This is a genomic window from Methanoculleus sp. UBA303, assembly GCA_002501655.1.
In the GTDB taxonomy this organism is placed as follows: Archaea; Halobacteriota; Methanomicrobia; order Methanomicrobiales; family Methanoculleaceae; genus Methanoculleus.
The window spans coordinates 1-26837 of sequence record DANY01000029.1; the positions used below are offsets into that span (position 1 = coordinate 1).

Below are 26837 nucleotides of genomic sequence, written 5' to 3' on the forward strand. Positions count from 1 at the left end.
GATGCAGCGACCACCGAGATCTGCGCTTACCCTACACGACGCTCTTCCGATCCCATCGGAGACCCCATCCCAGTGCCCCGGATTGCATGCAAGCGGGAACACCGGGATGGGATCTCAGATGACCAGTTGTTTCGTAGGGCACTACTCTGCCCCGCGTCAGGGCTCCCCGGCGATGAGCCGGTTGATCGTGCACTTGGAGATCTCTTTGGAGCACTCCCCGAGCCTTCGTATGCTCTCCACAATGCTGCCGGCCGCAAGCGCCACGCTGCCGGACTGCAGGGGAATACTGCGGGCGATCGCATCGCACCTGGCAGCGAGCCCGGTGATTGACCGGATGTTTGCGTCGGCACCACGGATGTCTCTCTCAATCATTGCAGAGATGCTGGCATCAAATATAGTGAGGGCTTCTGCGCTCACAGACTCGAGATCCCCGAACAGATCCGGGTTTAGATCCGAATCCAGCAGCGGGAGAATGGTTGTCGCGGTATTGACAGCGTGATCGCCGATGCGCTCGATGATCCTGCTGACCAGGGCGTAACAGGCTGCATCGGCAACGGTCACCTGCATGCGCCTTGCAAGGTTTCCGTCGTTCTGGATGAGGTGGTACTGCCGGGCGATCAGCCAGTGGAGACGGTCCAGTTCTCTATCACGTGCGGTAGCATCCTTGGCCAGCGCCCGGCTCTTCATCTTCAGCGCGCTGATGATATCCTCATGCATCCCCCGTGCGAGGATGTGCATGCGCCGAAGCGTACTCTCGAAGGTCATCTCCGCCGGGTTGATGAGATCCCTGATGGTGATGGTGGTGTCATTCTCTTCTGTTACCTCCTGCCCGATCACCATCCGGGTGAAGTCCAGCACCACCATCCGCATCCGGGGAGGTATCCTCCCCGGCGCGGTGATCGTCACAGCCGTGTAGCCCATGATGTAGGCGCCGACCAGACACCGGAAGAAGAACTCAGGGTCGCCGATCGCACTCGCATCGAATATCTTCACCCGCTGCACTGCCTCACCCGTGATCTTCGGAGTGATGAGGAGGGTGCCGTCGCTCTGCGCAATCAGCCCCAGAGGGTCATTCTTCCTGATGTTGAGAGATCTCGCCCACTCTTTGGGGAGCGAGACGACATACGACGAACCGCCGGTTATCTGAACCTTCCGAATCTCCATAGCCATCACCTGTGCCGGAGCCCTGGGCATAAGGCAATGCAAAGATTGCCCCATCCCACCATATAAACATAGCCGCACTGTGAGACCCCGGAGATACCTGGAATTTCCGGTTTTGCCCTGTAATATTCCGGCGGGTTCTCTCCGCTGTGGCTGCCTGGGGATGTATGCTCGCCACCCTCTTCTGGGTCCACTGGTTACCGGGACGCCGGGTCCGGGAGCATCAGGTTGCATGGAGCGGCTACCGTGAACTCCGGGAGATCCAGTGGGCCAGGCAAAAGCGATCGCAGGATGATGCAGGTGCAGGGTTCTGCGCGGGTTCATCGCTCCCTCCGGGTGCAGGGGGAGCGGAACGATGCGGTACTGCAGCCATCGAAAGGAAGACCGGGTCTGCCGACCAGTCTTCGGGCGCCTTGTACCCGGAGTGAAGAGGCCGGGGCGGGGTGGGGGGAACCCCTCCGCACCCTTCGGGCGTTCTAACGACTGCCGGAAAGTTCGTCGGGATCCAAAGACCTTCGAGCGCACTCCCACCACGACCAGAACAGGGTTTCAACGGGCCTGGTGGAGATGAACTGGCATGACAGCACAGGCAGAGTGCGCGCCGTCGAGCCTGTGGACCTGTCTCAGTTGAGGAGGGGTGAAACTTCTCTGGTAACCGGACGGCAGAAGAGATGCCACACTGTGTGCGGTTTAGAGAGAAGAGGATACACGAAAAGACGACGTCAAGGGGGGAAGTGTCTTGCGCGGATCCAAATCTCTCTGGATGTATTTACTCGATATAAGTATTTAATTATTTTCATTTGTAAAAACTGTAAAATAAAGGTTTTGGCCGGTTGTCCGGGCGTTCACGGATTACCGTGCAGGAGCCGCCTCTGCTTTATGTTCTCGCGGTAGAGGCCCCTCTATGACTGGATTATCCGGATGCGTGACCCACTCGGTGAACGATCCCTCATAGATCCGGACATTGGGATAGAGGTAGAGCCACTTGAAGAGGACAAACTCGTTTGTGGCTTCCCGGCCGGTCCCGCATGAGCAGATGACGGTCCGGCTCCGGTCGACGCCGTGCTCTTCCAGGATCATGTCGAGGTCGTCGTTCGATTTGAGCAGCGCCGGATTCGCATCGTCCATCAGGTCTCTCCAGGGCAGGCTGATAGCGCCGGGGATGTGCCCGGCCTTCCGCCAGGGCCCATGTCCCTCGTAGAACTTTGCCGGGCGTGCATCGAGCACGATCACGTTATCGTTGTCTTTGACCTGCAAAAACTCCTCATAGCCGATTGGATAGTCGTCATGAACCTCCACGGTGAAGTTGGATGGCTCGACGGCTGGGTATTCCTGCGAGAGTTCCCGATTTTCGCTCTTCCATGTATCAAGCCCCCCATCAAGGATGTATACCCTGTCATGGCCGTATTTCGCCAGCGTATAGGTCATCATCGTCTGCGCAAGCCCGTCACCCCGGCCGGAGAATGCGCCTTTACCGGTATAGACGACGACCGGGGAGCCGGCTTCAAGCCCTATGCGCCGGAACGACTCCTGCAGGCAGGCAGTCGGACCATACGACGTTGGGAAGCCGTGGTAGGGTACCCGCAGGACTCCCTCGTTTAGGTAGACGGCGCCGGGGATGTGCTCACGGATGTAGTCGTGCACATCCGGCTGAGTATCAAGGACCGTCAGGTTGTCATCGTGCAGGTGGTCAGCCAGCCAATCTGTGGTCACCAGTCTGACTCTCCCGTCACCACGGGGATACGGGGCATTCTCCCGGTCACTACTCGCCTGCAGGTGCTCTTTACCACGGGGGGTAAGCATCTCCTCCATTTCAGTCACCTCGTACTGGATCTCACTTCGGATAGTGGCCCGGGGTTCACTCCGAGCTTGAGATCCCATATACCTTCTGCAGGATCCGATGGAGTGCGGGAGGGGCCTGATTGCAGCGCGGTGAGCGCACATCAATGCATTCGCCATTGCCGCTGTCGGAGAGGTGCCCCGTTATACGCGGATGCCCGCACCCTCCTGGCTTGCGATGAGGAGGGGACCTCTGCAGGGGTCACGCGAGAGGACTCTCCGGACTGATATCGATGCTCTCACCCGGCGAGAGGACCATGACCCGCATCGATGTCGTCCGCTCGATAGCCTGCTTAAAGTTCTGGACATCCTGCCGGATGGCAGGGAAGGTGTCGTAGTGCATCGGGACCACGAGCGGCGCTCCGACGTACCGGGCCGCGACCATCGCCTCGTCGGGCCCCATCGTGAAGCGCCCGCCGACGGGGAGAAGCGCCACGTCTGGCCGATAGAGGTCCCGGATAATCTGCATATCTGAGAAGAGCGCCGTATCACCGGCATGGTAGACGCTGGTGCCGTCTATCGTGATGACAAACCCGGCGGCGACGCCGCCGTAGAAGCCCATACCCTCGTCCTCCAGCCACGAGGAGTGAAGAGCGGGCGTCATTGTAAACCGGACACCGTCGATGGTGATGCTGCCGCCGATGTTCATCGGTTCTGCAGGAACACCCTTCGATGCCAGGTACTTCGCCACTTCGTTGATGGCGACCGTCTTCTTCTTCAACCGCGCAGTCATGCCCAGGTGGTCCGCATGGGCATGCGTTACAGCAACGATATCGGGCTCTATTGGGAGCGAGCCTTCCGGGATGAAGGGGTCGATGAGGACTGTCCGCGATCCAACGAGCGAGAAACATGCATGGCCAAGCCAGGTCAACCGCATGGAGAAGAGATCGGCTTGCTGTTTAAAAAATGTTCAGTTAAATTGCAGAGGGTGGACAGGGGGTTCAGAACTCCCCCATATCGATCGCTTCGGCCATATCGATGGCCTCGGAGAGGCCGTCGTTGACGACACCGCGCGTCATCTGTTCAGAGAGATCACGGTCTTCCATCACATCTCTTATCCGTTCCAGATACGGATCCAGGGTGGTGTCCCTCTGCTGTTCGATCACATGGCGGTACTCACGAAGTGTGGAGGGACTCACATCAAGTTCCTCACTGATCTCCTTCATGGTCTTCCCGGAATCAAGAAGCTCAGTCATCATCTCGCGATCAAACGGCATCTTGAAGTCGAGTTCCCTGAAGAGTTTGAGGCGGACCCGGGCACGTGCCACGGTCTTGCTCAATTTCTCGTCGCCGAGAGCCCTCGCTATCTCTGTATCGTTTTTGCCGTCGTAGTACGCAACTACGAGTTTTGCGAGCTGCCGCGGGGCGAGTTTGGTCTTGAAATACCCCTGATCGAGGACCTCCCGCATGATCAGGGCAATCTCGCGCTCAACAGCGTCGCGATCCCGGAGTGTACCGTGAACCTTCCTCATCGGCTCAACGATCGTCTTCTTGTTCGTGATGGTCGTGAACAGCTCAAGGAGCTGCTGCTTGCGGGTATCTTCTGCCATGTCCGTATCTCTCTCTTCTATATTCCACCGTCCGGCTTTGGAGGTCATCCATGATGATCTCCAATATATATAGCTTATCCCCCAACCGGGGCGTAACGTTCCCTACATTACAACTGCTAACATTTAAAACTTGCCATATAAACCGTTGGAAGAGATTGATCGTTTTCCGGGATGTAACAATATCTTTCGAGATATTGCCGGCCGTGAAAAAAAGTTCTCCTATACAGCCTGTTTTCGAAGAGTTTTGATCTCCCGCGAGAGGAGAACCATTCTTTATTAGCACCGGCGCTCAAATGTACTGCAAGACTATGGCCGAGACGAGCGATATTTACGAAAAAGTCATGGAAGTAGCCAGAAGACGTGGTTTTGTCTGGCCTTCATCCGAGATATACGGGTCGATCGCCGGTTTTATCGATTATGGGCCGCTCGGGGCGATGATGAAGAGGAATATCGAGAACCTCTGGCGATCGTTCTACGTCTTCCAGGAAGGCTATTACGAGATCGAATGCCCCACCGTCGGAAACGAGGCAATCTTCGTCGCATCCGGTCACGTGAAAGAGTTTGCCGACAAAATGGTGCAATGCCCGCACTGCGGCGAATACCTCCGCGCCGACCATGTCGCAGCAGAGAACGGCATCGAGAATGCCGGCACGCTCTCGTCGGGGGCGCTCCAGGCAGTGCTCTGCGAACTGCCCTGCCCTGCATGCAAGGAGCACCTGGGTGAAGCGGGTGTCTTTGCGTTCAACCTGATGTTTGAGACCACCATCGGCCCGGGGTCGCAACGGAAGGGCTATCTGCGCCCCGAGACCGCCCAGGGCATCTTCACCGACTTCCCCCGGCTCCTGCGCTTCTACCGGGACAAACTCCCCTTCGGCGCTGTCCAGATAGGAAAATCCTACCGGAACGAGATCTCCCCCCGCCAGGGCATGATCCGGCTGCGGGAGTTCTCGCAGGCAGAGGCCGAGATCTTTGTCCACCCCGACGAGAAGGACCATCCCGCCTTCCACCGCTATGCGGACTACGCAGCGCCCCTCCTCACCATCGCGCGGCAGATCGACAACCAGGAACCGGCCGGAATCACGATGCGTGCCGCCGTGGATGAGGGCCTGATCGCAAACGAGTACGTGGCCTACTACATCGCGCTCACGCACCAGATTTTAACCGCCATCGGCGTGGATCCGGCGAAACTCCGGTTCCGCCAGCACCTGACCGACGAGCGGGCACACTACGCGGCCGACTGCTGGGACGCCGAGGTCTTCTCCGGCCGGTTCGGGTGGGTCGAGATCGTCGGCATCGCCGACCGCACCAACTACGACCTGCGCTCGCACGCCGGGCACTCCGGCACCTCGATGACGGTCTTCGTGCCCTACGATGAGCCGAAGCGGGTTATGAAACGGCGGATTGTGGCCGACATGGGCGTGCTCGGCCCCCGGTTCCGCGGCAGGGCGAAGGCGGTCGCGGACGCTCTGGCCGCTTCGGACCCGGGAGAGGGTGGCGCGCGGATCACCCTTGACGGCGAGGAGATCTTCATCCCCGCAGATCTCTACCAGGTCCGGGAGGAGGAAGTAGAGATCCGCGGCGAAGAGGTGATGCCCCATGTCATCGAGCCGTCATACGGCATTGACCGGATGATCTACGTCGCACTTGAGCACAGTTACGCTGAGGAGGAGGTCGACGGCGAGATGAGAAAGGTGCTCCGGCTCCCGCCGGCGATATCACCGGTCCAGGCCGCTGTCTTCCCGCTGATGAACCGGGATGGCCTCGATGCAATCGCGCAGACGATCGCGGAGAGGCTCACCCGGTGCCGCATCCTCGCCCAGTATGACGACTCCGGCGCCATCGGCAGACGTTATCGGAGGCAGGATGAGATCGGGACACCCTTTGCCGTCACCGTCGACTACGATACGCTTGAGGACAACACCGTGACCGTCAGGGACCGTGACAGCATGGAGCAGGTCCGCATACCGGTCGAGCGGCTGCCGGAGGTCCTCTCGGCACTCATCTCCGGGGCCATCACGTTCCATGAACTCAGGGCATGACCTACGTCTCCCACCCGCTGATCCGGCCGGAGAGCATCGAAGAGCGGCGGTACCAACTCTCCATTACGCTCCGGGCGCTTGATGCGAACACGATGGTCGTCCTCCCGACCGGCCTCGGGAAGACGGCTGTCGCGCTCCTTGTCGCGGCGTCCCGCCTCTACTCTCACCCGGGGAGAGTGCTGATGCTTGCGCCTACAAAACCCCTTGTCGAGCAGCATCTCCGTTTCTTCAGGCAGTTCCTGCTCTCCCGGAACGGCTCTGAGCCACAGGAGTCCGATTTTGCCATGTTCACCGGAGACACTCCGCCGGATGAACGGGCCAGAGCCTGGGAGGCGTGCCGGATCTGTTTCGCCACCCCACAGGTGATCAAGAACGACTGCCTGGCAGGGAGGTACAGCCTCGCCGACGTCGTGCTGCTGGTCGTGGACGAGTGCCACCGGGCGGTGGGGAACTACGCGTATGTCTTCCTTGCCCAGCACTACTGCACCACTGCAAACGACCCCCTGCTCCTCGCTATGACCGCTTCCCCCGGAGGGGACCAGGCGAAGGTGCAGGATGTCTGCAACAACCTTCACATCGAGGCGATCGAGACACGGGTGGAGACCGACGAGGATGTCCTCCCCTACATCCACGAGCGCGATATCCAGTATGTCGATGTCTACCTGCCTGAAGAACTGCAGGCAGCGCTCCTTGCCCTCCGCGGACTCGTAGAGTCACGCCTCACCAGGCTCGCGAGCCTCAACTTCCGGGTCCCTAAGCCAGATAAACTCTCGATGAAGGCGCTCAATGGCTTGAACGCCCAGATCCAGCAGCGTATACGGACACGGGACCCCTCGGCTTTCATCGCGGCATCCCTGCACGCCGAGTGCATGAAACTCCGCCATGCCATAACGCTCGTCGAGACGCAAGGAAGCGAGGCGCTCAAACTCTACCTGGCCCGGCTCGGCGCTGAAGGGGCCTCGAGCACAGGGAGCAAGGCGAGCAAGCGCCTCGTCGGCGATCCCGTCTACCAGCACCTCGTCGAGGTCTCCGGCGGCTGGAAGGAGGAACTCCACCCCAAGGTCGCGATCGTCCTCGAACTGGTGCGGGCACAACTTGCAGCGCACCCGGAGAGCCGGATCATCGTCTTTGCCACCTACCGCGACACCGTCCAGACGCTTGTCGACGCGCTCTCCGAGAGCGGCATCGCCTGCGAGCGGTTCGTCGGCCAGGCTTCCCGGGATGCGGAACGGGGGCTTACGCAGAAAGAGCAGATCGCGAGCCTCGCCCGATTCCGGGAGGGGGAGTTCAGGTGTCTGGTCGCGACATCGGTAGGCGAGGAGGGGCTTGATGTTCCCTCGACGGATATGGTGATCTTTTATGAGGCCGTCCCCTCGGAGATCAGGAGCATCCAGCGGAAGGGGAGGACCGGAAGGAGCGGCAGCGGCACGATCGTCGTGCTGGTGACGAAAGGCACATCCGACGAGGCGTTCCGGTACGTGAGCCAGACCCGGGAGCGGGCGATGGTGACGGGGATCAAGAGCATGAGCACCGCGCCGGAATTCGCCCTGCCCCCGCCCATCCCGGCCGCCACAAAACAGATAGACTTCCTTGCGTTTGCTCCCCCGGGACCGGCGATCACCGTAGATGATCGGGAGACGTCGTCACGGGTCGTCGAGCGCCTGCACGAACTCGGGGCATCGATCGCGCTACAGCGCCTTGAGTTCGGCGACTATGCCATCGGCGACCGTATCCTTGTTGAGCGCAAGACCTCCCACGACTTCATGAGCACCCTGGTGGAACGGGACCTCTTCGGGCAGATCAGGGCTATGGCCGACGCGGTGCCGCGGCCGGTCCTGATCATCGAGGGGGAAGAGGACCTCTATGAGGTGCGCAATATCCACCCGAACGCCGTGAGAGGCACGCTTGCTGCTATCACGGTGGATATGGGCGTGACACTGATACGCACGAGAGATGCGGACGACACCGCCGAGATGCTCTACGTCCTCGCACAGCGTGAGGGGAGTGAGCGGGGAGAGCGGAAGGTGCACCCAAAGAAATCCTATCGTTCGGTCCGCGAAGAACAGGAGTATGCGCTCGCCGCGTTCCCAAACATCGGTCTCCGGAGTGCACGGCTTCTCCTCGAACACTTCGGATCGCTCAAGGCAATCATCGATGCCGACGTGGAGGACCTGGCATCCGTGCACGGGATCGGGGAGAAGACCGCACGCAGCATATGGGACCTTGCCCGCAGACCTTACCGCTGACCCAATGTTGCGAGCGCTTCGGCGCCTCGTTCAACCGCCATCATCAGGGTCAGGCATTCGCCGGCCCTCTGCTCGCCCCTGATGCGCTCGCAGAGGTGGATGATCGTCTGCTCGAGTTCCGAGGAGACCCGGTCCTGCGGCCCGGAGGCGGTTGCGGCCGGTGCGGGTGACCGCACAGATTCCTCGGGTGCCCGTGGGGCGGAGACCGGCCGCGATGGCTCCGGTTCGGGCAGGAGTTCTTCTGGCGTTTCAAGCGGGCAGATCACGCATTGTGTCTCTCCCCTGTACTCAAATAGCGGGTACCCGCATACTTTACAGGATTTAGCGAGCATCTTTCCTCCCTTCAGGAGATACTCAGCCATGACTTCGTCAGCCTTATCAGCCGTCATTTCGTCGGACTCCCTTAATCAACTTATATATGTCTGGATGCCTCTAATAATAGAGGGGTATATCTAATGGCAAGTCCAGACGAAACAATACGGATCTGCATCCAGATGCTGCAGAATATCAGCGAGGATTCCACCATTCCACGCAATATACGGCGCGTTGCAGATGAGACCAGAACGGTCCTCCGGGACGAATCCCGAAGTATCGGTCTCCGTGCCGCAACCGCGATCTCCATGATCGACGAGATCAGCAACGACCCGAACATGCCGGTCCATGCACGGACCCGTATCTGGGAACTGGTATCGCAACTGGAAACGGTACCTCTCGATTAAACCGCTCTTTCTTCTTGAACGACTCCGGCGAGGGCCAGGGCAGAGTGATACTATTTGAGGTTGCAATCAAGCGCCGTATCGCTCTGCTCACCGTCTGCCGCTCGGCAACCCCGGGGTCGTCCAGTCACCTTCTTTCCTGCGTTCAGCCCTGGACAGTTACGTAGACCGTCCTCTGGCGGCTTGACCGGACGTCCAGTTCGAGGAGGACGATCTGCTGCCAGGTGCCGCACGCGAGCCTGCCCTCGATCACCGGGGCGGAGAGCGACGGTCCGACCACCGCTGCCCTGACGTGGGACCGCCCGTTGCCGTCGCCCCATGCCGCATCATGCGCGTAGGGAATATCGGCCGGGGCGATGACCGAGAGCGCCCGACGGAGATCCGAGAGCACACCGGGCTCGTACTCTATGGTCGTGACGGCGGCAGTCGACCCCGTGACGAAGATGCTGGCAAGACCCTCCCGCACGCCGCTCTCGGCGATCGCCTGCTCTATTCTGGGTGTGAGGTTGACGATCTCTCCTTCGCCGTGCGTCTCGACCTGAATAGTTGTACGGAACATTGTATTGGACACCTCATCCACGCGCCCTGTTGTCTCCTGTCCTGATAAACCCCACGGAACGGTGGCTGCCGCCGGAGCCTTGCCGATGGCCTGCTTCATCCTGCACATTACAGAAATGCTTCTGCATACGGAAGGGGCCCCTGCGGGGTGTGGTGGCCCGTAAACACTTTATAGGTAAGGTGGGCATCTCCTCCCCGGAGATGGTATTTCATGCCCTACCGGTGGAATGACAGACAGGATGTGGATGAGGCAGTCGTCGTCGTGATGAATACGCTCGATCAGAACCAGGAGATCGGGGGGTGGCTGATGCGCACCCTGCAGCAGGCGGTCAACGACTCCGACCCAAAACTCGCACAGTACTTCTTCACGGAGCTTGAGCGGCACAGGCCCGAGGCGCTCAAATACTTCGGGAGACTGACACACTAACCGTTTTTGGGGGCTGGAGGGAGGCTGTCCTGAAACCGCACAACGAAGCCTTTTGGTCTTCTCGAACTCCTGCTGCACGCTCCGCCTCAACGAGACATCGCAACACCCGTTGTGATACCCGCGCCGGGAGGGGCCCATACGGCCCGGGACGAAGGCCTGCCTGCCAGGAGGCCAGAAAAAAGTGATTCCAGAGTCTGTTCTGGCCGGAAGAGAACGGGAACGAGGAGGTCTTACTCCTCCTCCTCCTCCTCCTCCTCCTCCTCCTCTTCCTCAGAATCAAGAATAGTAAACCCGATGACGCGGTCGCCGTCGTCGAGCCTCATGATCCTGACACCGCGGGTGCCCCGTTTCTGGATCGAGATCTCGGAAACTTTCGTCCGGATCACGATGCCTGACGCGCTCATAACGATGATCTCGTCGTCGTCGGAGACCGCCATCGACCCGATGACAGAGCCCCCCCGGGCGTCGACGACGATGTTGCGCACTCCCATCGTGCCCCTGCCGTGGCCGCGGAACTCATCGAACTCCGTCCGCTTACCAAAGCCCTGCTCCGTAATGGTGAGGAGATGGTCCTCCTCGACCACGGATATCGCCTGCAGGGCATCGCCGTTGCGGAGCCTGATCCCCCGCACGCCCATGGCGTTGCGGTGAACAGGGCGGACGGCCTCCTCGTGGAACCGGAGGCTCTGCCCGAACCTTGTCGTCAGGATCAGTTCCTGGTCCCCGTCTGTCGCCTTCACGTCCACGAGCTCGTCGCCGTCGCGGAGGTTGATGGCATTGATCCCTGTCTGCCGTGGCCGCGAGAACTCATCGAGCGCCATCTTCGCAACCGTCCCTGCCCTCGTCGCAAAGAAGAGGTAGTGATCGGACCGGAACTCCCGTACCGGGATCACTGCGGTCACCCGTTCCTCGCCATCGAGGTTTAAGAGGTTGACAACGGCCTTGCCCTTGCCCGTCCGCTGCCCCTCGGGGAGGTCGTAGACCTTCAGCCAGTAAACGCGTCCCCGATCGGTGAAGCAGAGGAGGTTGTCGTGCATATTCGCGACGAAGACGTTCTCGACGCCATCATCGTCCTTTGTGGCCATGCCGATGACGCCGCGGCCCCCGCGCCGCTGGTTGCGGTAGGTGTCGAGGTCAATCCTTTTGATGTAGTTCGAGGAGGTGAGCGAGACCAGCATCGGTTTATCCTCGATGAGGTCCTCCCTATCGAAGGCCTCGGCTGCGTACCCGATCCGGGTCCTCCGCTCATCACCGTAGCGGGCACTGATGTCGATGAGTTCCTTTTTGATCTCGGCGAGGATGCTCGTCTCGCTTGCGAGGATAGCGGAGAGCCGCTCAACCTCCTTTACGAGGGCATCGCGCTCGTCCAGGATCTTCTGGTGCTCGAGCGCCGCAAGCCTGCGGAGTTGCATCTTTAAGATCGCATCCGCCTGAACCTCGTCCAGCCCGAACTTCGCTATCAGGGCCGCCCCTGCCTCATCGGTCGTCCCGGATGCCCGGATGGTTGCTATGACGGCGTCGATGTTGTTGAGCGCGACAAGGAGACCGTTGAGGATGTGCCTCCGCTCCTCTGCCTTCGCGAGATCGAACTCGGTCCGCCGCCGGACCACGTCCACCCGGTGCTTGAGGAACTCGTGGATGAGTTCCTTGAGGTTCAAGGTGCGGGGCTGGCGGTCGACGATCGCGAGGTTGTTGATGCCGAAGGAGGACTCAAGCGCCGTGTGCTTGTAGAGGTAGTTGAGTATCACCTGGGGCGCGACGCCCTTCTTCAGGTCGATCACGACCCTCATGCCGTCCCGGTCCGACTCGTCGCGGATATCGCTGATCCCCTCGATCCTTTTATCGCGGACGAGGGTGGCGATATTCTCGATCAGGCGTGCCTTGTTCACCTGGAAGGGGATCTCGGTGATGATGATCTGCGGAGTCCTGCCTTCTTCCTCGATCTCCACGATGCCTCTGACCACGCACTTTCCGCGCCCGGTAAGGTAAGCATCCCGGATCCCTTCGGTACCCATCATGACTCCGCCGGTCGGGAAATCCGGGCCGGGCATGACCCGCATCAGTTCCTCCGTGGATACGCCCGCATCATCGATGACGCGGCAGGTTGCCTCGCAGACCTCCCGGAGGTTGTGGGGCGGCATATTCGTCGCCATGCCGACCGCAATCCCGCTCGACCCGTTCACCAGGAGGTTTGGAAGCCGTGCCGGAAGGACGTCAGGCTCCTGGAGCGATTCGTCGAAGTTGGGGACGAAGTCGACGGTATTCTTCTCGATATCGGCCAGGAGTTCCTCCGAGATCTTCGTGAGCCTGGCCTCCGTGTATCGCATGGCGGCAGCGGAGTCCCCGTCGATCGACCCGAAGTTCCCCTGGCCGTCCACCAGCATGTAGCGGTAGGAGAAGGGCTGCGCCATCTTCACCAGCGTGTCGTAGATGGCCGAATCGCCGTGAGGATGGTACTTACCCATCACGTCTCCGACAATACGGGCGCTCTTCTTGTAGGGCTTGTCGCTTGTGTTGCCGAGTTCCCGCATGGCGTAGAGAGTGCGGCGATGAACCGGCTTTAAGCCGTCTCTCGCGTCAGGGATGGCGCGGCCGATGATCACGCTCATCGCGTAGTCGATGTAGCATGATTTCATCTCCTCTTCTATGTTGATCGGGACAACCTGATTAGATGTCAAGGTTGTTCACCTCCTTTGCATGCCGGCGGATGAAGTCTCTCCGGGCGTCCACATTCTCTCCCATAAGTTTCTCAAATATATCGTTCGCGTAGACGGCATCCTCGATCTTCACCTGTTTGAGCACCCGGTGCGCTGGATCCATCGTGGTGCTCCAGAGCTGCCCGGCGTTCATCTCACCAAGACCCTTGTAGCGCTGGATCGTGACACCCTTCTCGCCCCACTCGGCGGTGATCTCCCGCATCTCCTCCTCGCGGTAGGCGTACTGCTCCTGTTTGCCCCGGGCAACCCGGTAGAGGGGCGGCTGGGCGATGTAGATGTAGCCGTTCTCGACGAGTTCCGTCATATAGCGGTAGAAGAACGTGAGGAGGAGCGTCCGGATATGAGCACCGTCGACATCCGCATCGGTCATCAGGATGATGTGATGATACCGGGCCCGCTCCGCGTCGAAACTGTCGCTGACTCCAGTGCCGATAGCGGATATCAGCGCTTGGATCTCAGCGTTCTTCAGGATCCTGTGCTCCGAAGCCTTCTCGACGTTCAGGATCTTCCCTCGCAGGGGAAGGATCGCCTGAAACTTCCGGTCCCGCCCCTGTTTTGCGGAACCGCCTGCAGAGTCTCCTTCCACGATGTAGAGCTCGCTCTTTGCCGGGTCCCGCTCCTGGCAGTCGGCGAGCTTCCCGGGAAGGCCGGTCGACTCGAGCGTGCTCTTCCGCCGGGCGAGTTCGCGTGCATTCCGGGCGGCCTCCCGGGCCCGGGCAGCCGTCATCGCTTTATCCACTATCACCTGGAGGGTCTTCGGGTGCTCCTCGAAGTACTCGGTGAGCGACGAGTAGACGAGCGAATCCACAATGCCCCGGACGTTGCTGTTCCCGAGGCGCATCTTGGTCTGCCCCTCGAACTGCGGGTTGGCCACCCGGGTGCTGATGACGGAGGCGAGTCCCTCCCTGACGTCTTCGCCCCGGACCTGAGCGTCGTTACTCTTGAGGAGGTTGTTTCTGCGAGCAGCGCTGTTGATCGCCCGGGTGATGGCGCTCCGGAACCCCTCAAGGTGGGTGCCGCCCTCCCGGGTATTCACACTGTTGACGTAGGTGTAGACTGTCTCTGCGTACGAGTCGTTGTACTGCAGGGCCACTTCAACCTCGACCATGCTCTCGGGGTCGCGCTTCTGGAAGTAGATTATGTCATCGTGGAGGCTCTCTTTCCCCTCGCCGATGTGGGCGACAAACTGCCTGATGCCGTCCTCGAAACAGTGGGTGACCGAATCCCCGGTGCGCTCGTCCCGGAGGCTGATCATAAGGCCGCTATTTAAGTAGGCAAGCTCGCGGAGCCGGTGGTCCAGCACATCATAATCGAACTCGACGGTCTCGAATATCGACCGGTCAGGCTGGAACGTTATCCTGGTTCCCTGAAGGCGCTTGTAGTCGAACCGCTGACCGGGCCGGGCGCCGTATCGCTCCTCATACCGCGCCTTCATCTCGTGCTCGGTCTCCGGGCGGCTCGCGAGCGGCTTTGCGACCAGACCCTGCCGGAACTGCATCTCGTAAACGTTACCGTCCCGGAAGACCGTCGCGTCGAGCCAGCTCGCGAGGGCGTTGACGACCGAGACACCGACACCGTGCAGGCCGCCGGATACCTGGTAGGTGTTCTTATCGAACTTTCCACCAGCATGGAGTACGGTGAGAACGATCTCAAGAGCGCTCTTGCTATACTGGGGCATGTAGTCAACGGGGATACCACGCCCGTTATCATCCACCGTGATTGAGCCGTCACGGTTGATGACCACCTGTATGAGATCGCAGAACCCGGCAAGAGCCTCGTCTACGGCGTTGTCCACGACCTCGTAGACGAGGTGGTGCAGTCCCCGGGTTCCCGTGCTGCCTATGTACATAGCGGGGCGTTCCCGCACGGGCCTCAGGCCTTCCAGTACCGTGATGTGGGAAGCATCGTAGGTATCAGTCATTTGTGACCTCCGCTGAACGAGCGGCGTCCTGAATCACAGTAAAACTCACAGTATATATTGATTTTATAACCACTTATACTGTATGGCTCCGGAAAATTCACGGATTCAGGCTTATCCTGCCAGTCCGCGGTTTGGTGAAACCTCACCGGGAGCGCGCCCAAAGAGGTCGAGTATCACGACCGGGTTCCCCCCCTGTCTGTCCCGGGAAGAATCTGATGAGGGCGGTTTCAGGCAGGGAAGAAAGCGCCCCCGTCAGTCGTATTTCCCTGTATCCGGATCAGGTATGCCAAGCTCGCTATCGACTGCGACCGCGATCCGGTTGAGGAGCCTGCGAATATCTGCTGCGTCTTCCTTATCCAGGATGCCCGGCTGGTGCCAGATCACCATCTTACGGAGGCGTTCGACGAGCTCCTCGATCTCGGTTCCCCGGAACGGTTCCGGCACCGTGAGGTCGTTGAGGTGATCCGCGGCGCCAAAGAAGGCTTTCTCGGGGGAGAGGCCGAAGTGCCGTGAAAGCAGCATCAGGTTGACGACAAACCCTCTGCCGAATTCGCTCTTTGCGGGCATACCTACCCTATACACTGCTGGCTGATATGAACGATCCGCTTTCTCGCGCACTCGTCTAAGGGTGCAGGTAGATCAGGACCGTTGAGAGCACGATGAGGGCGAGCGAGCCGGCAAAGAAGGAGACCTCTCCGGCACGGAGGGGTTTTCGTCCTGTGTGCAGGCAGGCGTTCTCCCCGTAGCCCCGGCAGAGCATGCTCGTGTAGGTGCGCTCGCCCTGCTCGTATGACCGGATGAAGATCATACCGACCGTATAGCCGAGCTGGCGGAGCCTGTAGCGGTAGGGAAGGGTGCGGTCAAGGGGGTCAAAGCACCGGGTATCCATCGCGGACCGGATCTTGCCGAACATATCGGCGAAGACGAAGATGTAGCGGACCATCATCCCAAGCGGGAGGAGGAACTCGCGGGGCAGGCCAAGCCTCCCCGATGCCTCCAGCAGATCCTGCATCCTCGTCGTCGATGAGAGCAGGATGATGAACGATATGCTGACGATGAACTTCACGAGGAGGATAGAAGCAAACTGCACAGACTCGGCGTAGACCTCTATCCCGAACGGCAGGGCAGCAATAGGGTGAAAGACGTCGTAATAGGGGTTCTTTACAAACATCTGAAACCCGATAAGGAAGATCCCGAACGGCATGATGAGCGCGAGCCTTCGGATGTAGACGGCCGGCGAGAGCCGGGAGCAGGCCCAGAGGACGACAACGAGAGCAAAGAGGACGGCACCGAGTTCGTAGACCTTCGTCGAGTACGGCATGGCTATGATCGCCACGATGGCGGCGAGGGTTACGAGGAGTTTGACCCGCGCGTCCAGCCGGTGAATGATGCTGGTCTTGTAAGCATGCTTCTCGATGAAGTAAAGGTCGTCGATCATGCTCTTCTCGTGTACGCGTCGAGGAACGACTTCTTCGCACCCTCATAGGTGTAGGCCATATCGATGGTGACACCGCTCTCCTGCAGCGACCGGATCAGTTTCGGTATGACCGGCACGTCGAGCCTGGTCCGGGCGAGCAGTTCCGGTCGGGTGAAGATCTCCTCGACCGTCCCGGAGGCCACAATCTGTCCCTGATCCATAACGTAGATGAAGTCCGCCACCTCCGCCACAAGGTTGACCTGGTGCGTTGAGAAGATGACCGTCATGCCGTACTCCTCAGGCAGCCGGTTGACGAACGCCACCAGATCAGCGACGCCCTGGGGATCGAGCCCGGCAGTCGGTTCATCGAGCACCAGCACCTGCGGCTCCATAGCGAGGATGCCTGCGATGGCGACCCGTTTCTTCTCACCGCCCGAGAGGTGGTGGGGCACGCGCTCGCGCAGACCCTCGATCCCGAGGAGGTGCAGGGCCTCCCCGACACGGTGGGCGACCGTCGCCTCGTCGAGGCCGAGGTTGGTCGGGCCGAACGCAACGTCCTGCTCCACGGTGGGGGAGAAGATCTGGTCGTCGGAGTTCTGGAAGACGATTCCCACAAACTTGCGCACCTCGCGGACGTTCTCTTTCGTGACCGGTTCGCCCCTGACCAGCACCTCGCCGGACGTGGGTTTGAGTATGCCGTTGAAGTGCTTAAAAAGCGTGCTCTTCCCGGCTCCGTTCGGCCCGATGACGGCGATGCGGGACTTTCTCTCTGCAATGAAGTTCACACCCTGCAGGGCGGGAACATTGCCACGGTAGATGTGGGTGAGATCGCGTGTCTCGACCAGGTGCATGATAGCAAAAAGTGGGAGTTTGTCGGGTATCTAATTATCGGGCCGTGCAGCCACCCGGGCAACGCCATAGACCAGGGCTAGCATAAGGACCGTGCCGAGTACGATGGCAAGCACCTCGCCGGTCTTATCCAGGCCGGGGATAGTGTAATCGGGCATGAGCGCTTCGTATGAGAAGTCGTTTCCGGTCGCAGCGATTGCCTGCTCCTCCGCTGCAGCGGCGGCTTCCTCATCCAGTTCGCTGCCCGTGAAGTGTTTTGCGTCGTAGATGCTGAAGAACGCGCTCTCAAGCCCGTCGGGGTTCCCGGACGCGAGGAACGGCGCGGCAACAGCGATCGCGAGAGCGATCGCTATACCGATCATGACAAACTGTTTCGTCTCCATTATGTGCTCACCGCCCTGGGGTGTTCAAGGATATCGGGCCGTGCCGATGCGATCAGGTAGAGTGCAACCGCAGTTATGCCTCCCTCGATGAGACCGATGACGGCGTGGTATCCCCCCATGAAGGTGAGTCCAAGAACGAGTGGGAACGTGCCGGCGATGGCGAGTTCGACCGCACAGAGGATCGCGGAGAGGAAGAGCGACGCCCATCCGGCGATGAACGCAGCGGCATATGAGTTCTTTGTCACGCCCATGATGGCGACATAGCCGTAGTAACCGACAAAGCCGCCGATGACGCCCATGTTGATTATGTTTGCGCCCATTGCTATGATGCCGCCGTCACCAAATATGACGCCCTGCACGAGGAGCACCAGCGTCAGGACGAAGACTCCCGCAAACGGCGACCCGAGGACGATTGCCGCGAGCGCCGCACCGACCATGTGGCCGCTCGTTCCCCAGGGGATGGGGATGTTCAATGCCTGGATGGCAAAGATGCCTGCCGCAAGCACGGCGACTAACGGTACCTTCTCCTCTCCCATCGAGTGCCGTGCCCATCGGAGGGCGAGTACGATGAAGATGAGAGCGATGACCCAGTAGACAAGGCCCTGGGCAACGGGAAACATGAAGTCAGGTATATGCATGACACACCTGATTGAGTTGTATTACGTTTTGGTATAAATGTGTTACCAAGCGCGAGGGTTGTATCAACCGGTAAGAATCTGACGTACTCCTGATGCGAAAAGTATGCCCATTGCCCGGGCCAATGCAGGTTTCAGGGCGAGCCTGCGGATCAGGGCGCCCGGCCGGTCCATATCGCCGTGCTCTACGATCGTCTTGATGAGGTCCGGATCGTTTAAGGCCCGGCAGAAGCGGTCGATATCCTTCGGCGTCATCTTCTGCCGTATCCTGAGCACTTTCATGCCGATATCGAGTTCTTTCCCGAAGTCTTCCTTCCAGAGCCGTTCGTAGTCCCGGAGGCTCCCGTCATCAAACGCTCCGCGCGCTACGCAGGCCGCCGCGACCGCGGCCGCATGTTTTGCCGACCGGATGCCGGTGTAGACCCCGCCCCCCGACGTGGGTTTGGCAAAACCTGCCGCGTCGCCGACGAAGAGTGCACGGCGCCCGTAGGTCTGCGGCATAACTCCAAGCGGTATGACCCCGCTGACGAGGTGGACGCAGTTCTCGCCGTAGCGGGCGATGAACCGGTCGAAGTGGTCCTTTGCGCCCTCTCGTGCACAGAGACCGATACGTGCCCGGGTCGCTGAGACCGGGATCACCCACCCGAAGAAGTCGGGCGAAGCGTTGGGGTGCAGCTCCACGTAGCGAGGGTCCACCGCACACGGCACATCGGCCTGGATCCCGGCGAGGTGGAGACCCGGGCGCCGGAATCCCAGCATACGGGCGACGGAACTCCGTGGCCCGTCCGCGGCGATCAGGAGGCGGAAGGGGATCTCCTCGCGCCCGCGGACTCCCCGGGTCAGGAGAGAGAAACCCCTGATGCCTGATACGCTGGTCTTCAGGAGGAACTCTGCCCCGGCACCTGCCGCTTCCTCTGCCATCTCCCGGTCGAGGAGGCACCGGTCCACGACGTAGGCCTTTGTAGCCCGTGCATCGAAGAGGAGTTCCCCCCCGAGGTCTGAGACCATCCTCGCACCGCTCACCTCGTTCTGGACCGAACGTTTCGAGACGCCGCACTCGGCAAACGCAGACGCCGAGAGCAATCCTGCGCACTGCACCGGGTAGCCGATCGTCCCGTGCTCCTCGATACAGAGCGTCGCGAGCCCCGCCTCTGCACACGCCCGCGCGGCGGCACTTCCGGCGGGGCCTGCGCCCACAACAACAACATCCCAGGTCAGACTACCATGCCTCGCACAAATGAGATTCCGGCTGTCTTTGCGTTGCAAACCGGCAGCCGACGATCCGTTTGCTGATTATACTAGGTCTCGACGAGTATAAATGAACACATCACGCCGCGTCGGCAGCAGGCAGGGTCGGTCGTCTGCTACTCAAAGATACTCTGCCACGAATCTGCCGGCTTCTAGGCCGATGAGGGCGAGAAAGATCATGGTCAGCACGACCATCACGGAGAGGAAGAGCGCGACCGCTTCATCGAGGGTGAGCGTGAGCGCCCCGGCGACCGGGGCCATAAGAGCGGGACATGCGGCAACTGCCACGGACGCGAGCACCCATACCGCCACAAAAATGAGGTAGACTGATATCTTCCTCATAGGTCTACTCGTTACGGTCTTCAGCCAGTTGTTCCTTCAGGGCCATATCCTGTCGCTGCAACTCGATCTTTTGGGAAAACTCCGCGGCCCATCGCTCTATCTCCCCGGAGAAGAGCCTGCCGGTCCGGAAGAGGACGAGGATCGCCCAGAGGACCAGGATGACCAGTATGATGCCCGCGAGAACCGGGAAGATCCCCGCGATGAACGGCAGGAAGAACAGGAACGCGATGACGGCAAGGAGCACGTACGCAATACCCCGGAACGCCAGCCGATAGCGCTCCACCTGCTCGTCAGGTGTCTCTCCCCGAGAGTATGCCCCGGTAACATACCCCGCAAGCGCATCGGTGACATCAAGGACCTCCCTGAAGATGCCGAAGACGACGATCACGAGTGCGACGAGGATTATCGCTGAGATCAGGCTGTCAAGGCCTATCAGGCCAAAGAGGAACGGGTTCCCGAGCACCTTTGCGAGTGGCAGGAAGATGAGCACGCCAAAGATCCATATGAGGAATGCAATGGCAAGGCCGACGGCGATCTTTGGGAGACTATCATAGATCTCATGCCGGGATTCGGCAAGTAGTTGTTCACGGTTTACCACAAATAATCACCTCGTTTGATGCCAGATTATAGGCGGCCACCTATAAATAAGTTTCCCGAAAAGATGGGTCCTGTGAGGGCCGCTAAAGGAAAATGGGCAGTTTTTTATCATTTAAATCTCATAACGCCTTGGGATAAGGTCTGGATTTTAGCCCTCAGGACGCGGTTTTCCACCGGATATCGCCTTTTGGGGGCCTGTTCTCTCGCACTTGCCGGGGGGAGTCCTCCCGCTCTGCTCCTTCTGCCCCGCAAAGATAGAGGATCCGGAGCACGTGGAAACCCTCCGGTCTTCACGTAACCCCTCTGCTGCGGGGAGTCACGAGGTGAGGAGAGGCGGCACGGCACACACTTCGATCGCCGCCCCCATAGATGCGTATTTGACGGATCATGCCCCAACTAGTACGAAATGCCAGATATACGGGAGTTCAAGTGGAAGCAGTGCCTGATCGTGCGCGCCGACATCAAGATGAGCTGCGGCAAGAAGTGTGCGCAGATCGCCCATGCCGCCATAGGGGCCTACGAGAAGACTGATAAGATCGCCCGGAAGGCCTGGTTCGACGAAGGACAGAAGAAGGTGGTGCTGAAGGCGCAAAACGAACGACAGCTCTTCGAACTCAAAACGATTGCAGAGCGGGCGGGCATCCCCGCATCCATCATCCAGGATGCCGGAATGACCGAGATACCGCCGGGAACCGTGACAGCGCTCGGTCTCGGGCCCGCCCGCGCCGAAGACCTCGACCGGATCACCGGCGATCTCCCCCTGCTATGATGCCCTCACCCTATCCCCTGGAAGAGGAACTCGGGATGCGCTACTACGCGTCCGTTACCCCGGGCATCGGCGGGCGGCTCCGCTCAAGCCCTGAGGATTTTGTCGTTGAAGAACTGCCGCTCCCGATCCGCGATCCGGACGGGCCGTACCTGATCTGCCAGCTCACCAAGAAGAACTGGGAACTCCAGCGGGCGGTCAAAGAGATTGCAAAACAACTCGGCATCAGCCACCGGCGGATCGCCTGGGCGGGAACCAAAGATAAGAACGCAGTGACCACCCAGCTCATATCGATCTACGATATATCGCCCGAAGAGGCCGGACGGGTACACCTCAAGGATATATCCCTCGAGGTCGTCGGGCGGTCGCAACACCAGATCGCCCTCGGGGGTCTCGCGGGTAATCGGTTCGAGATCGTCATCCAGGACTGCATACCGGAGAACCTCTCGGAGCGGGTGCAGGCGGTCACGGAGGTCGCATCCGCCGGGATACCGAACTACTACGGGCTGCAGCGGTTCGGCGTTGTCCGGCCGGTCACCCACATCGTCGGCGAGAGCATCCTCAAGGGCGATTACGAAGGCGCCGTGGTCACGTATGTAGGCCGGGCGTACCCGCGGGAATCGGAAGAGGCGCAACGAGCCCGGACCCATTTCGCTGAAACACGGGATGCCCGGGCGGCGCTCGCCGACCTCCCCATCCAGATGACCTACGAGCGAGCGATGGCGAACCACATCGTCGCAAACCCCGGCGACTACGCCGGTGCGCTCCGGGCGCTCCCCCCAAAACTCCTCTCGCTCCTGGTGAGCGCATCTCAGTCGTACCTCTTCAACTGCGCGCTCTCTTGCCGTATCGGTGCCGGTCTGTCGCTCTCCCAGCCGGAGGTCGGCGATCGGTTACTCTTCTTGAACGGCCGCGAAGACATCGTTACAGCCCGAAATCAGAAAGCTGCCGAGTTACAGATCCGCCGCGGCCGGTGCCAGATCGCCATATTCATCCCCGGGTCCGGGCCGATAGTGTCGCACGGTCGGATGGATGAGATCATGCAGGAACTGATGCAGAAGTCGGGCGTCGATGCCGGAGACTTCGAGCGCGCCTCCCGGTTCGTGGAGACGAAGTTTGCCGGGGTTCTCCGGCCGGTCGCGCTCTCCACCGATGTCCAGGCGGACGTATCCGATGCGAGCGTCCGGCTCCGGTTTACGCTCCCCCCCGGCCACTACGCGACGACGGTTTGTCGTGAGTACATGAAGGCGGACCCCTACATGATGATCTGACGGCGACCCGCCAGGCGCAAAAAAGATCAGTCCTGAGGTTCGGGGACACAGGAGGCCCTGTCACCACATGTGTCCCCGTAGAGAACGTTCCACTCGGTGACCAGGTTGCTCCCGCACATGAACTGGCGTTTCAGGGAGAGCCGGATCATCTCCTTCTCCGTCTCGATGTGCATGCCGCCGACAAGGGAGGGCGTATCGGCACCGCCGACGATGAACGGCAGGTGGATAAGGCGTATCTCATCTACGAGACGGTGATTCAGCATGGACCAGTTCAGTGTCGGTCCGCCCTCGATCATCATCCGCGAGACACTGTAGTCGGCCTTCAGGATCCGCATCAGCTCCGGCAGGTCGATCTGGCTCGCGCCCGCCACAACGACATCGACGCCGCTCGCCCGGAGCCGGGCAACCTTCTCTGCCGGTGCCGCCTCGCTGACGGCGATGACCGTCCGGGCGTCCGGTCCAAGGACGTTTGCATCCGGCGGAATATCAGCGAGGCTGCTCGGTATGACACGGAGCGGGCTTTTACCCTCTACCAGCCGGACCGTCAGGAAGGAGTTGTCGATCCTGATGGTATTTGCTCCGACCATGATAGCGTCGCATGCCGCCCGGGTCTGATGAAGGAGAATCTCTGTCTCGGGCGCCATGTACTTCATGAGGATCTTGCTTGATGCCCCGCGTCTCAGGGTGAGCTTCCCGTCGACGGTGATCTCTGACATCATGAGCACGTCCGGCCTGTCGTGATCTGCCATTGAATTTCCTTCTCCCTGATCTATCTGCCGGGAGCGTTTATGAATCTGGTGATTCCGGGACGTATGCTGCGTTCAGGGTGAAGTGTTGCGGTCCTGCCCGGTGGAGCAAAGGTTAAACTCTTTACGGGCAGATAAATTATACGATGAATATAACCTCTTTACGGCCGAAATTCATCAAATATACGGAGCCAGTCGCGTCGTTTTTTATACGCCTGGGTGTTACGCCAAATCAGGTGTCGGTGCTCTCTGTGCTCTTCGGCTTCTCGTGCGCGTTCGCATTCACCCAGCGGTACTTTCTTGCAGGCAGCCTGCTCCTGGTCATCTCGGCGATCCTTGACCTGGTGGACGGCAACGTCGCCCGGAAGAATCATACGGAGAGCAAGTTCGGGGCTGTCTTCGACTGGGTCGCCGATAAGTACGTCGATGCGGCGGTCATCCTCGCCGTGGGGTTCTCCGGCATCCCTATCATCAGCCACCTCATAGACGTCCCGACGATCGCCGACTTCGGCATCGTGGGGCTGGCGCTCGCCGGATCGTTGATCAACACGTTCATCAAACCGGTCACGTATGCGGAGATCGGCTACACCGAGCGGATCGCCGGGAAGATCGAGGATCCACTCGAGGGGGTCGGCTTCTTCGGCAGGCCTGAGACGATCCTTGCACTGGTGCTCGGCGGCGTGACCGGATACATATGGGTTGCGGTGCTCCTCATCGCGGTCTGCACGAACCTCTCTGCGGTCCAGCGGATCTACTACCTCTACCGGCAGTACTCCTGACGGGAGACTACCCTTCCCGTCCTTTCACGCTCTTCTGTCTCCTGGGAGGGGGTAGAACATCTCGCTGTTCCACTCTCGGCCCATGCGGCAGCATAACCATTCTGTCAGGAAGAACAGCAGTTTTGGGGTGCCATGGCGGAGCCCCGGGTTTTCCGGGAGTGTGTGGGTGTCAGCCCCGGTACGAAGCGGGCGGAGCCGGTTTCTCCCTGGAGCGCTATCTGTGACGAACGTCTCGCCGGCCCGGCCTGAACGGGCAGGCGCCTCCGCGCGCTTCGGGGCACGCGATGGCGACCGGGTGGGCTGTCACGGGGAGAGCCCCGGGCCCGTCGGCGATCCCCCATATTCTTGCGCAGGGTCAGAGTTCGGATCTCCCGGCCTTTGGCCGGACGATCCGCTCCACCTCACTGCGGTAGAGCCGGTAGAGGCTGTCGGCGAGTTTGCCGAGTTCGGGGAGGACCAGGAAGAGAGCGTAGGCGAGGATCACGAGAAATATCAGCGCCCCGAGTTCGGCCATGACGTTGTGCGCCCAGAAGAAACTCTCGTATCCCATCTCGCCGTTGCCGGCGATCGTCGAGAGGTACGGAAACCACTGCTCGGAGTATGCCGTGATCACAAAGACGTTTCTTACGATGTTCAGGACGTAGATCGTCGGGAAGACCAGGAGGAAGCCGGCGATCTTCTGCCCTGCCGTCGATCGCACGCCCCAGGCAACTCCGAGCATGATCGCTATGCTCTGGATCCCGGTGCAGGCGAGGATGATCTCGGTCCGGAAACCGTTGCGCTCCATCATGTTCCAGGCGCTGAAGTTCACGGGATGTCCGGACATTGCGAGCGCGGCGGATGTCTGATCCGCGACTGCTGCGATCAGCCAGTCTCCGAGTGCTGGTATGTAGCCGAAGGGGGCATAGATCAGAAACGCCACGGCCGCTATCGTCGAGAGTTGTATTACCCGCGGATCGCCACGAAGCAGGTATTTTGTGGTGATATAGAGGAAGGGAACAGAGAGAATGGCTATTGCTGGATACATGAAGTTATTGATGGAGAAGTAGTAGGGGAGCTCGAGGAAGAGGTATCCGACGATGCATGCCCACCCGCCGATGGCGAAGTACTTCCGGAACCGTCCCGGGATAAGGAAGACGAGAAAGCAGATGCAGGAGATCAGCACCAGATAATCCTTCATCCTTTACCTTTCGGCGTATCTGGCATTAAAGCATTTGTGCGCCCGATCCGGCCGAGTCCCCGGCTGCGCAGTCCCGGCCACCCGGCTGACCAAGGGTTAATTTTGGTCGGTGCCCCATTCATTATAATGATGTTCTGTCCGCAGTGCAAAGGCTTGATGATATCCTCCGGAGGTCAGTTGAAATGCAAAAAGTGTGGTTATATCAGGGAGTTCAACGACCTCGACCGGATGAAGAAGACAGACAAACGCGTGGAGAAGGAGATCACCATCGTCGACGAAGAGGATAAGATAGCAACGCTCCCGACTGCGAGCATCAAATGCCCGGAGTGCGATTGCACAACAGCGTTCTGGTGGCTACGACAGCTGCGGGCAGCAGATGAGAGTGAAGTCAGGTTCTTCCGTTGCACCGCCTGCGGTAAGACATGGCGCGAATACGATTGAGTAGGAGCCGTGTACGCATCCTGTTGCCCCTAAGGGGCCTTTAAATCATTCTGATCAAATTTTGTAAAGTATTGATTATAGCAGACGTCCTCCCCCGCCGCACCCCCCACAATCGGGTGGTGTAAGGTCTCTCCGCCGGGCGTGCTCGACTTCGTGGTGAAGCAGATGATGCGGTGCGGGGACCTCGATCCGCCCAACTGGATAGTGCCGACCAGCAACGACCCGGGCATCCGTTGCCGCCGACGGATGGGTGAGGACAGTCCGCCGCCGTCCCGTCCTAATCCTCCGGCCCTTACGTGTTTTCCGGGTTTGCGACCCTTCCTATGAAAAGGATCGCGCCGGAGTTCTTCTCCAGGATCAGGAAGACGAACGGGTGGTCCGCCCGGAAGATGGGCACAGTAATTTCCTCCTCAAATTTTCCAGTTACCGGGTGTCTTGAACCGTGTTATAATTCAGTCATCTCCGAAGTGTACTGCATGATGCAACTCGACGGCCTCGGCAAGATCGCCGCAGGGAGGGCGGATATCCGACCGTTCAGGCATAGGTGACCTCGCTGACACTACCCGGTGCGCTTCGAAGCATCGCTCCTCGTGAGGCGGTGTACGATGCTCCGGGAAACAGCCCGACAAAAAGGGTTTGCATTTGCTCTCCACCTGGAGAAGGGCGCCCCTGATGTTTTCGCAATCTCTCAGGCCGGCAAACGGCTGCAGGTCCTATCACCCGGGTACCAGGCGTCGTAGAGGCGAGTTATGGAGAGGATGAGAGCACGGAGACGATGTGGCGCTCCTCCCCGGTGCCGCACCGGGAGACCCTCTTCTGATCGTTCCCGGGCGGGCGAAAACCTTCGCCATCGAATGATATCCCACAACCCGCTCCTTCTCACGCCGATACCGGCCGTCGGATTAAGATCTCCGGGCGTTCACCAAGAACCCCCGGACGATTCCTTCCGGCATAACCATCACCCCCGCCGGTGCATACCCCGGTATCCGCTCCCGGGAGGCGCGCTTCC

27 protein-coding genes are annotated in these 26837 nt (G+C 60.1%); 8 read left to right on the forward strand and 19 right to left on the reverse strand.

Features of this window, described 5'->3' with window-relative positions:
• Positions 1-156: 156 nt before the first annotated feature.
• From BP846_RS06535 to BP846_RS06550, 4 genes are all read right to left on the reverse strand, one after another.
• Positions 157-1164: a phosphate signaling complex PhoU family protein gene (locus tag BP846_RS06535; RefSeq protein ID WP_292393623.1), complete on the reverse strand. Its 1008-nt coding sequence runs from the start codon at positions 1162-1164 to the stop codon at positions 157-159.
• 849 nt (positions 1165-2013) lie between these two features.
• Positions 2014-2973, reverse strand: coding sequence for a sulfurtransferase (locus tag BP846_RS06540; RefSeq protein WP_292393624.1), 960 nt, complete (start codon positions 2971-2973; stop codon positions 2014-2016).
• Between the two features lie 229 nt (positions 2974-3202).
• Positions 3203-3877: a metal-dependent hydrolase gene (locus tag BP846_RS06545; protein ID WP_292393625.1), complete on the reverse strand. Its 675-nt coding sequence runs from the start codon at positions 3875-3877 to the stop codon at positions 3203-3205.
• A gap of 64 nt (positions 3878-3941) precedes the next feature.
• Complete coding sequence (locus BP846_RS06550; RefSeq protein WP_292393626.1) at positions 3942-4550, reverse strand: response regulator receiver protein; 609 nt, start codon at positions 4548-4550, stop codon at positions 3942-3944.
• Positions 4551-4858: 308 nt separating this feature from the next.
• Between BP846_RS06550 and glyS the strand changes: the two genes are divergently transcribed.
• Both glyS and BP846_RS06560 read left to right on the forward strand, forming a co-directional pair.
• Positions 4859-6589, forward strand: coding sequence for a glycine--tRNA ligase (gene glyS / locus BP846_RS06555; RefSeq protein ID WP_292393761.1), 1731 nt, complete (start codon positions 4859-4861; stop codon positions 6587-6589).
• Positions 6586-8835: a DEAD/DEAH box helicase gene (locus BP846_RS06560; protein ID WP_292393627.1), complete on the forward strand. Its 2250-nt coding sequence runs from the start codon at positions 6586-6588 to the stop codon at positions 8833-8835. Before glyS ends, BP846_RS06560 begins: the two co-directional genes overlap by 4 nt.
• Here the strand turns inward: BP846_RS06560 and BP846_RS06565 are convergent.
• A complete protein-coding gene (locus tag BP846_RS06565; RefSeq protein WP_292393628.1) occupies positions 8826-9224 on the reverse strand; it encodes an autoantigen p27 domain-containing protein in 399 nt (132 codons plus the stop codon). The two genes, BP846_RS06560 and BP846_RS06565, sit on opposite strands and share 10 nt — an antisense overlap.
• Before the next feature lie 66 nt (positions 9225-9290).
• Between BP846_RS06565 and BP846_RS06570 the strand changes: the two genes are divergently transcribed.
• Positions 9291-9554 (forward strand): UPF0147 family protein, encoded by a 264-nt coding sequence (locus BP846_RS06570; RefSeq protein ID WP_292393629.1) that lies wholly within the window; start codon positions 9291-9293, stop codon positions 9552-9554.
• 142 nt (positions 9555-9696) lie between these two features.
• Here the strand turns inward: BP846_RS06570 and BP846_RS06575 are convergent, their stop codons facing one another.
• Positions 9697-10110 carry a secondary thiamine-phosphate synthase enzyme YjbQ gene (locus BP846_RS06575; protein ID WP_292393631.1) on the reverse strand — a complete coding sequence of 138 codons (414 nt, stop codon included), beginning with the start codon at positions 10108-10110 and terminating at the stop codon, positions 9697-9699.
• Between the two features lie 210 nt (positions 10111-10320).
• On the opposite strand from BP846_RS06575, the gene BP846_RS06580 reads away from it, so the two are divergent.
• A complete protein-coding gene (locus BP846_RS06580; protein WP_292393633.1) occupies positions 10321-10536 on the forward strand; it encodes a hypothetical protein in 216 nt (71 codons plus the stop codon).
• 230 nt (positions 10537-10766) lie between these two features.
• On the opposite strand, the gene gyrA is transcribed toward BP846_RS06580, so the two are convergent.
• The 10 genes from gyrA to BP846_RS06630 all read right to left on the reverse strand — a co-directional run bounded on the left by gyrA (position 10767) and on the right by BP846_RS06630 (position 20646).
• The gene (gene gyrA, locus BP846_RS06585; RefSeq protein WP_292393635.1) at positions 10767-13214 is read right to left on the reverse strand and encodes a DNA gyrase subunit A; all 2448 of its coding nucleotides are present in this window, start codon (positions 13212-13214) and stop codon (positions 10767-10769) included.
• A complete protein-coding gene (gene gyrB, locus BP846_RS06590) occupies positions 13204-15174 on the reverse strand; it encodes a DNA topoisomerase (ATP-hydrolyzing) subunit B (RefSeq protein WP_292393637.1) in 1971 nt (656 codons plus the stop codon). The genes gyrA and gyrB overlap by 11 nt, the downstream gene beginning before the upstream one ends.
• Positions 15175-15426: 252 nt before the next feature.
• Positions 15427-15741 carry a hypothetical protein gene (locus BP846_RS06595; RefSeq protein ID WP_292393639.1) on the reverse strand — a complete coding sequence of 105 codons (315 nt, stop codon included), beginning with the start codon at positions 15739-15741 and terminating at the stop codon, positions 15427-15429.
• 55 nt (positions 15742-15796) lie between these two features.
• On the reverse strand, positions 15797-16612 hold the full coding sequence (cbiQ, locus tag BP846_RS06600; protein WP_292393641.1) for a cobalt ECF transporter T component CbiQ: 816 nt from the start codon (positions 16610-16612) through the stop codon (positions 15797-15799).
• Positions 16609-17442 (reverse strand): ATP-binding cassette domain-containing protein, encoded by an 834-nt coding sequence (locus BP846_RS06605; RefSeq protein ID WP_292393643.1) that lies wholly within the window; start codon positions 17440-17442, stop codon positions 16609-16611. The genes cbiQ and BP846_RS06605 overlap by 4 nt, the downstream gene beginning before the upstream one ends.
• A gap of 30 nt (positions 17443-17472) precedes the next feature.
• On the reverse strand, positions 17473-17823 hold the full coding sequence (locus BP846_RS06610) for a PDGLE domain-containing protein (RefSeq protein WP_292393646.1): 351 nt from the start codon (positions 17821-17823) through the stop codon (positions 17473-17475).
• The gene (cbiM, locus tag BP846_RS06615) at positions 17823-18461 is read right to left on the reverse strand and encodes a cobalt transporter CbiM (protein WP_292393648.1); all 639 of its coding nucleotides are present in this window, start codon (positions 18459-18461) and stop codon (positions 17823-17825) included. The genes BP846_RS06610 and cbiM overlap by 1 nt, the downstream gene beginning before the upstream one ends.
• Before the next feature lie 63 nt (positions 18462-18524).
• Complete coding sequence (locus BP846_RS06620) at positions 18525-19676, reverse strand: geranylgeranyl reductase family protein (RefSeq protein ID WP_292393762.1); 1152 nt, start codon at positions 19674-19676, stop codon at positions 18525-18527.
• 150 nt (positions 19677-19826) lie between these two features.
• Complete coding sequence (locus tag BP846_RS06625; RefSeq protein WP_292393649.1) at positions 19827-20048, reverse strand: hypothetical protein; 222 nt, start codon at positions 20046-20048, stop codon at positions 19827-19829.
• Between the two features lie 4 nt (positions 20049-20052).
• Complete coding sequence (locus BP846_RS06630; RefSeq protein WP_292393651.1) at positions 20053-20646, reverse strand: hypothetical protein; 594 nt, start codon at positions 20644-20646, stop codon at positions 20053-20055.
• Positions 20647-21051: 405 nt separating this feature from the next.
• Here BP846_RS06630 and pth2 point away from each other — a divergent pair, with 405 nt between their 5' ends.
• On the forward strand, positions 21052-21414 hold the full coding sequence (gene pth2, locus BP846_RS06635) for a peptidyl-tRNA hydrolase Pth2 (protein WP_292393653.1): 363 nt from the start codon (positions 21052-21054) through the stop codon (positions 21412-21414).
• Positions 21411-22682: a tRNA pseudouridine(13) synthase TruD gene (gene truD / locus BP846_RS06640; protein ID WP_292393655.1), complete on the forward strand. Its 1272-nt coding sequence runs from the start codon at positions 21411-21413 to the stop codon at positions 22680-22682. The genes pth2 and truD overlap by 4 nt, the downstream gene beginning before the upstream one ends.
• A gap of 26 nt (positions 22683-22708) precedes the next feature.
• On the opposite strand, the gene BP846_RS06645 is transcribed toward truD, so the two are convergent.
• On the reverse strand, positions 22709-23431 hold the full coding sequence (locus tag BP846_RS06645) for a dihydrofolate reductase family protein (protein ID WP_292393658.1): 723 nt from the start codon (positions 23429-23431) through the stop codon (positions 22709-22711).
• A 143-nt stretch (positions 23432-23574) separates the two neighbouring features.
• Between BP846_RS06645 and BP846_RS06650 the strand changes: the two genes are divergently transcribed.
• Positions 23575-24207, forward strand: coding sequence for a CDP-alcohol phosphatidyltransferase family protein (locus tag BP846_RS06650; protein WP_292393660.1), 633 nt, complete (start codon positions 23575-23577; stop codon positions 24205-24207).
• Between the two features lie 355 nt (positions 24208-24562).
• Here the strand turns inward: BP846_RS06650 and artA are convergent, their stop codons facing one another.
• Positions 24563-25387, reverse strand: coding sequence for an archaeosortase A (gene artA, locus BP846_RS06655; protein ID WP_292393662.1), 825 nt, complete (start codon positions 25385-25387; stop codon positions 24563-24565).
• A gap of 126 nt (positions 25388-25513) precedes the next feature.
• Between artA and BP846_RS06660 the strand changes: the two genes are divergently transcribed.
• On the forward strand, positions 25514-25828 hold the full coding sequence (locus BP846_RS06660) for a transcription factor S (RefSeq protein WP_292393665.1): 315 nt from the start codon (positions 25514-25516) through the stop codon (positions 25826-25828).
• A 292-nt stretch (positions 25829-26120) separates the two neighbouring features.
• Here the strand turns inward: BP846_RS06660 and BP846_RS06665 are convergent, their stop codons facing one another.
• Positions 26121-26225, reverse strand: coding sequence for a serpin family protein (locus BP846_RS06665; protein ID WP_394339963.1), 105 nt, complete (start codon positions 26223-26225; stop codon positions 26121-26123).
• Positions 26226-26837 lie beyond the last annotated feature (612 nt).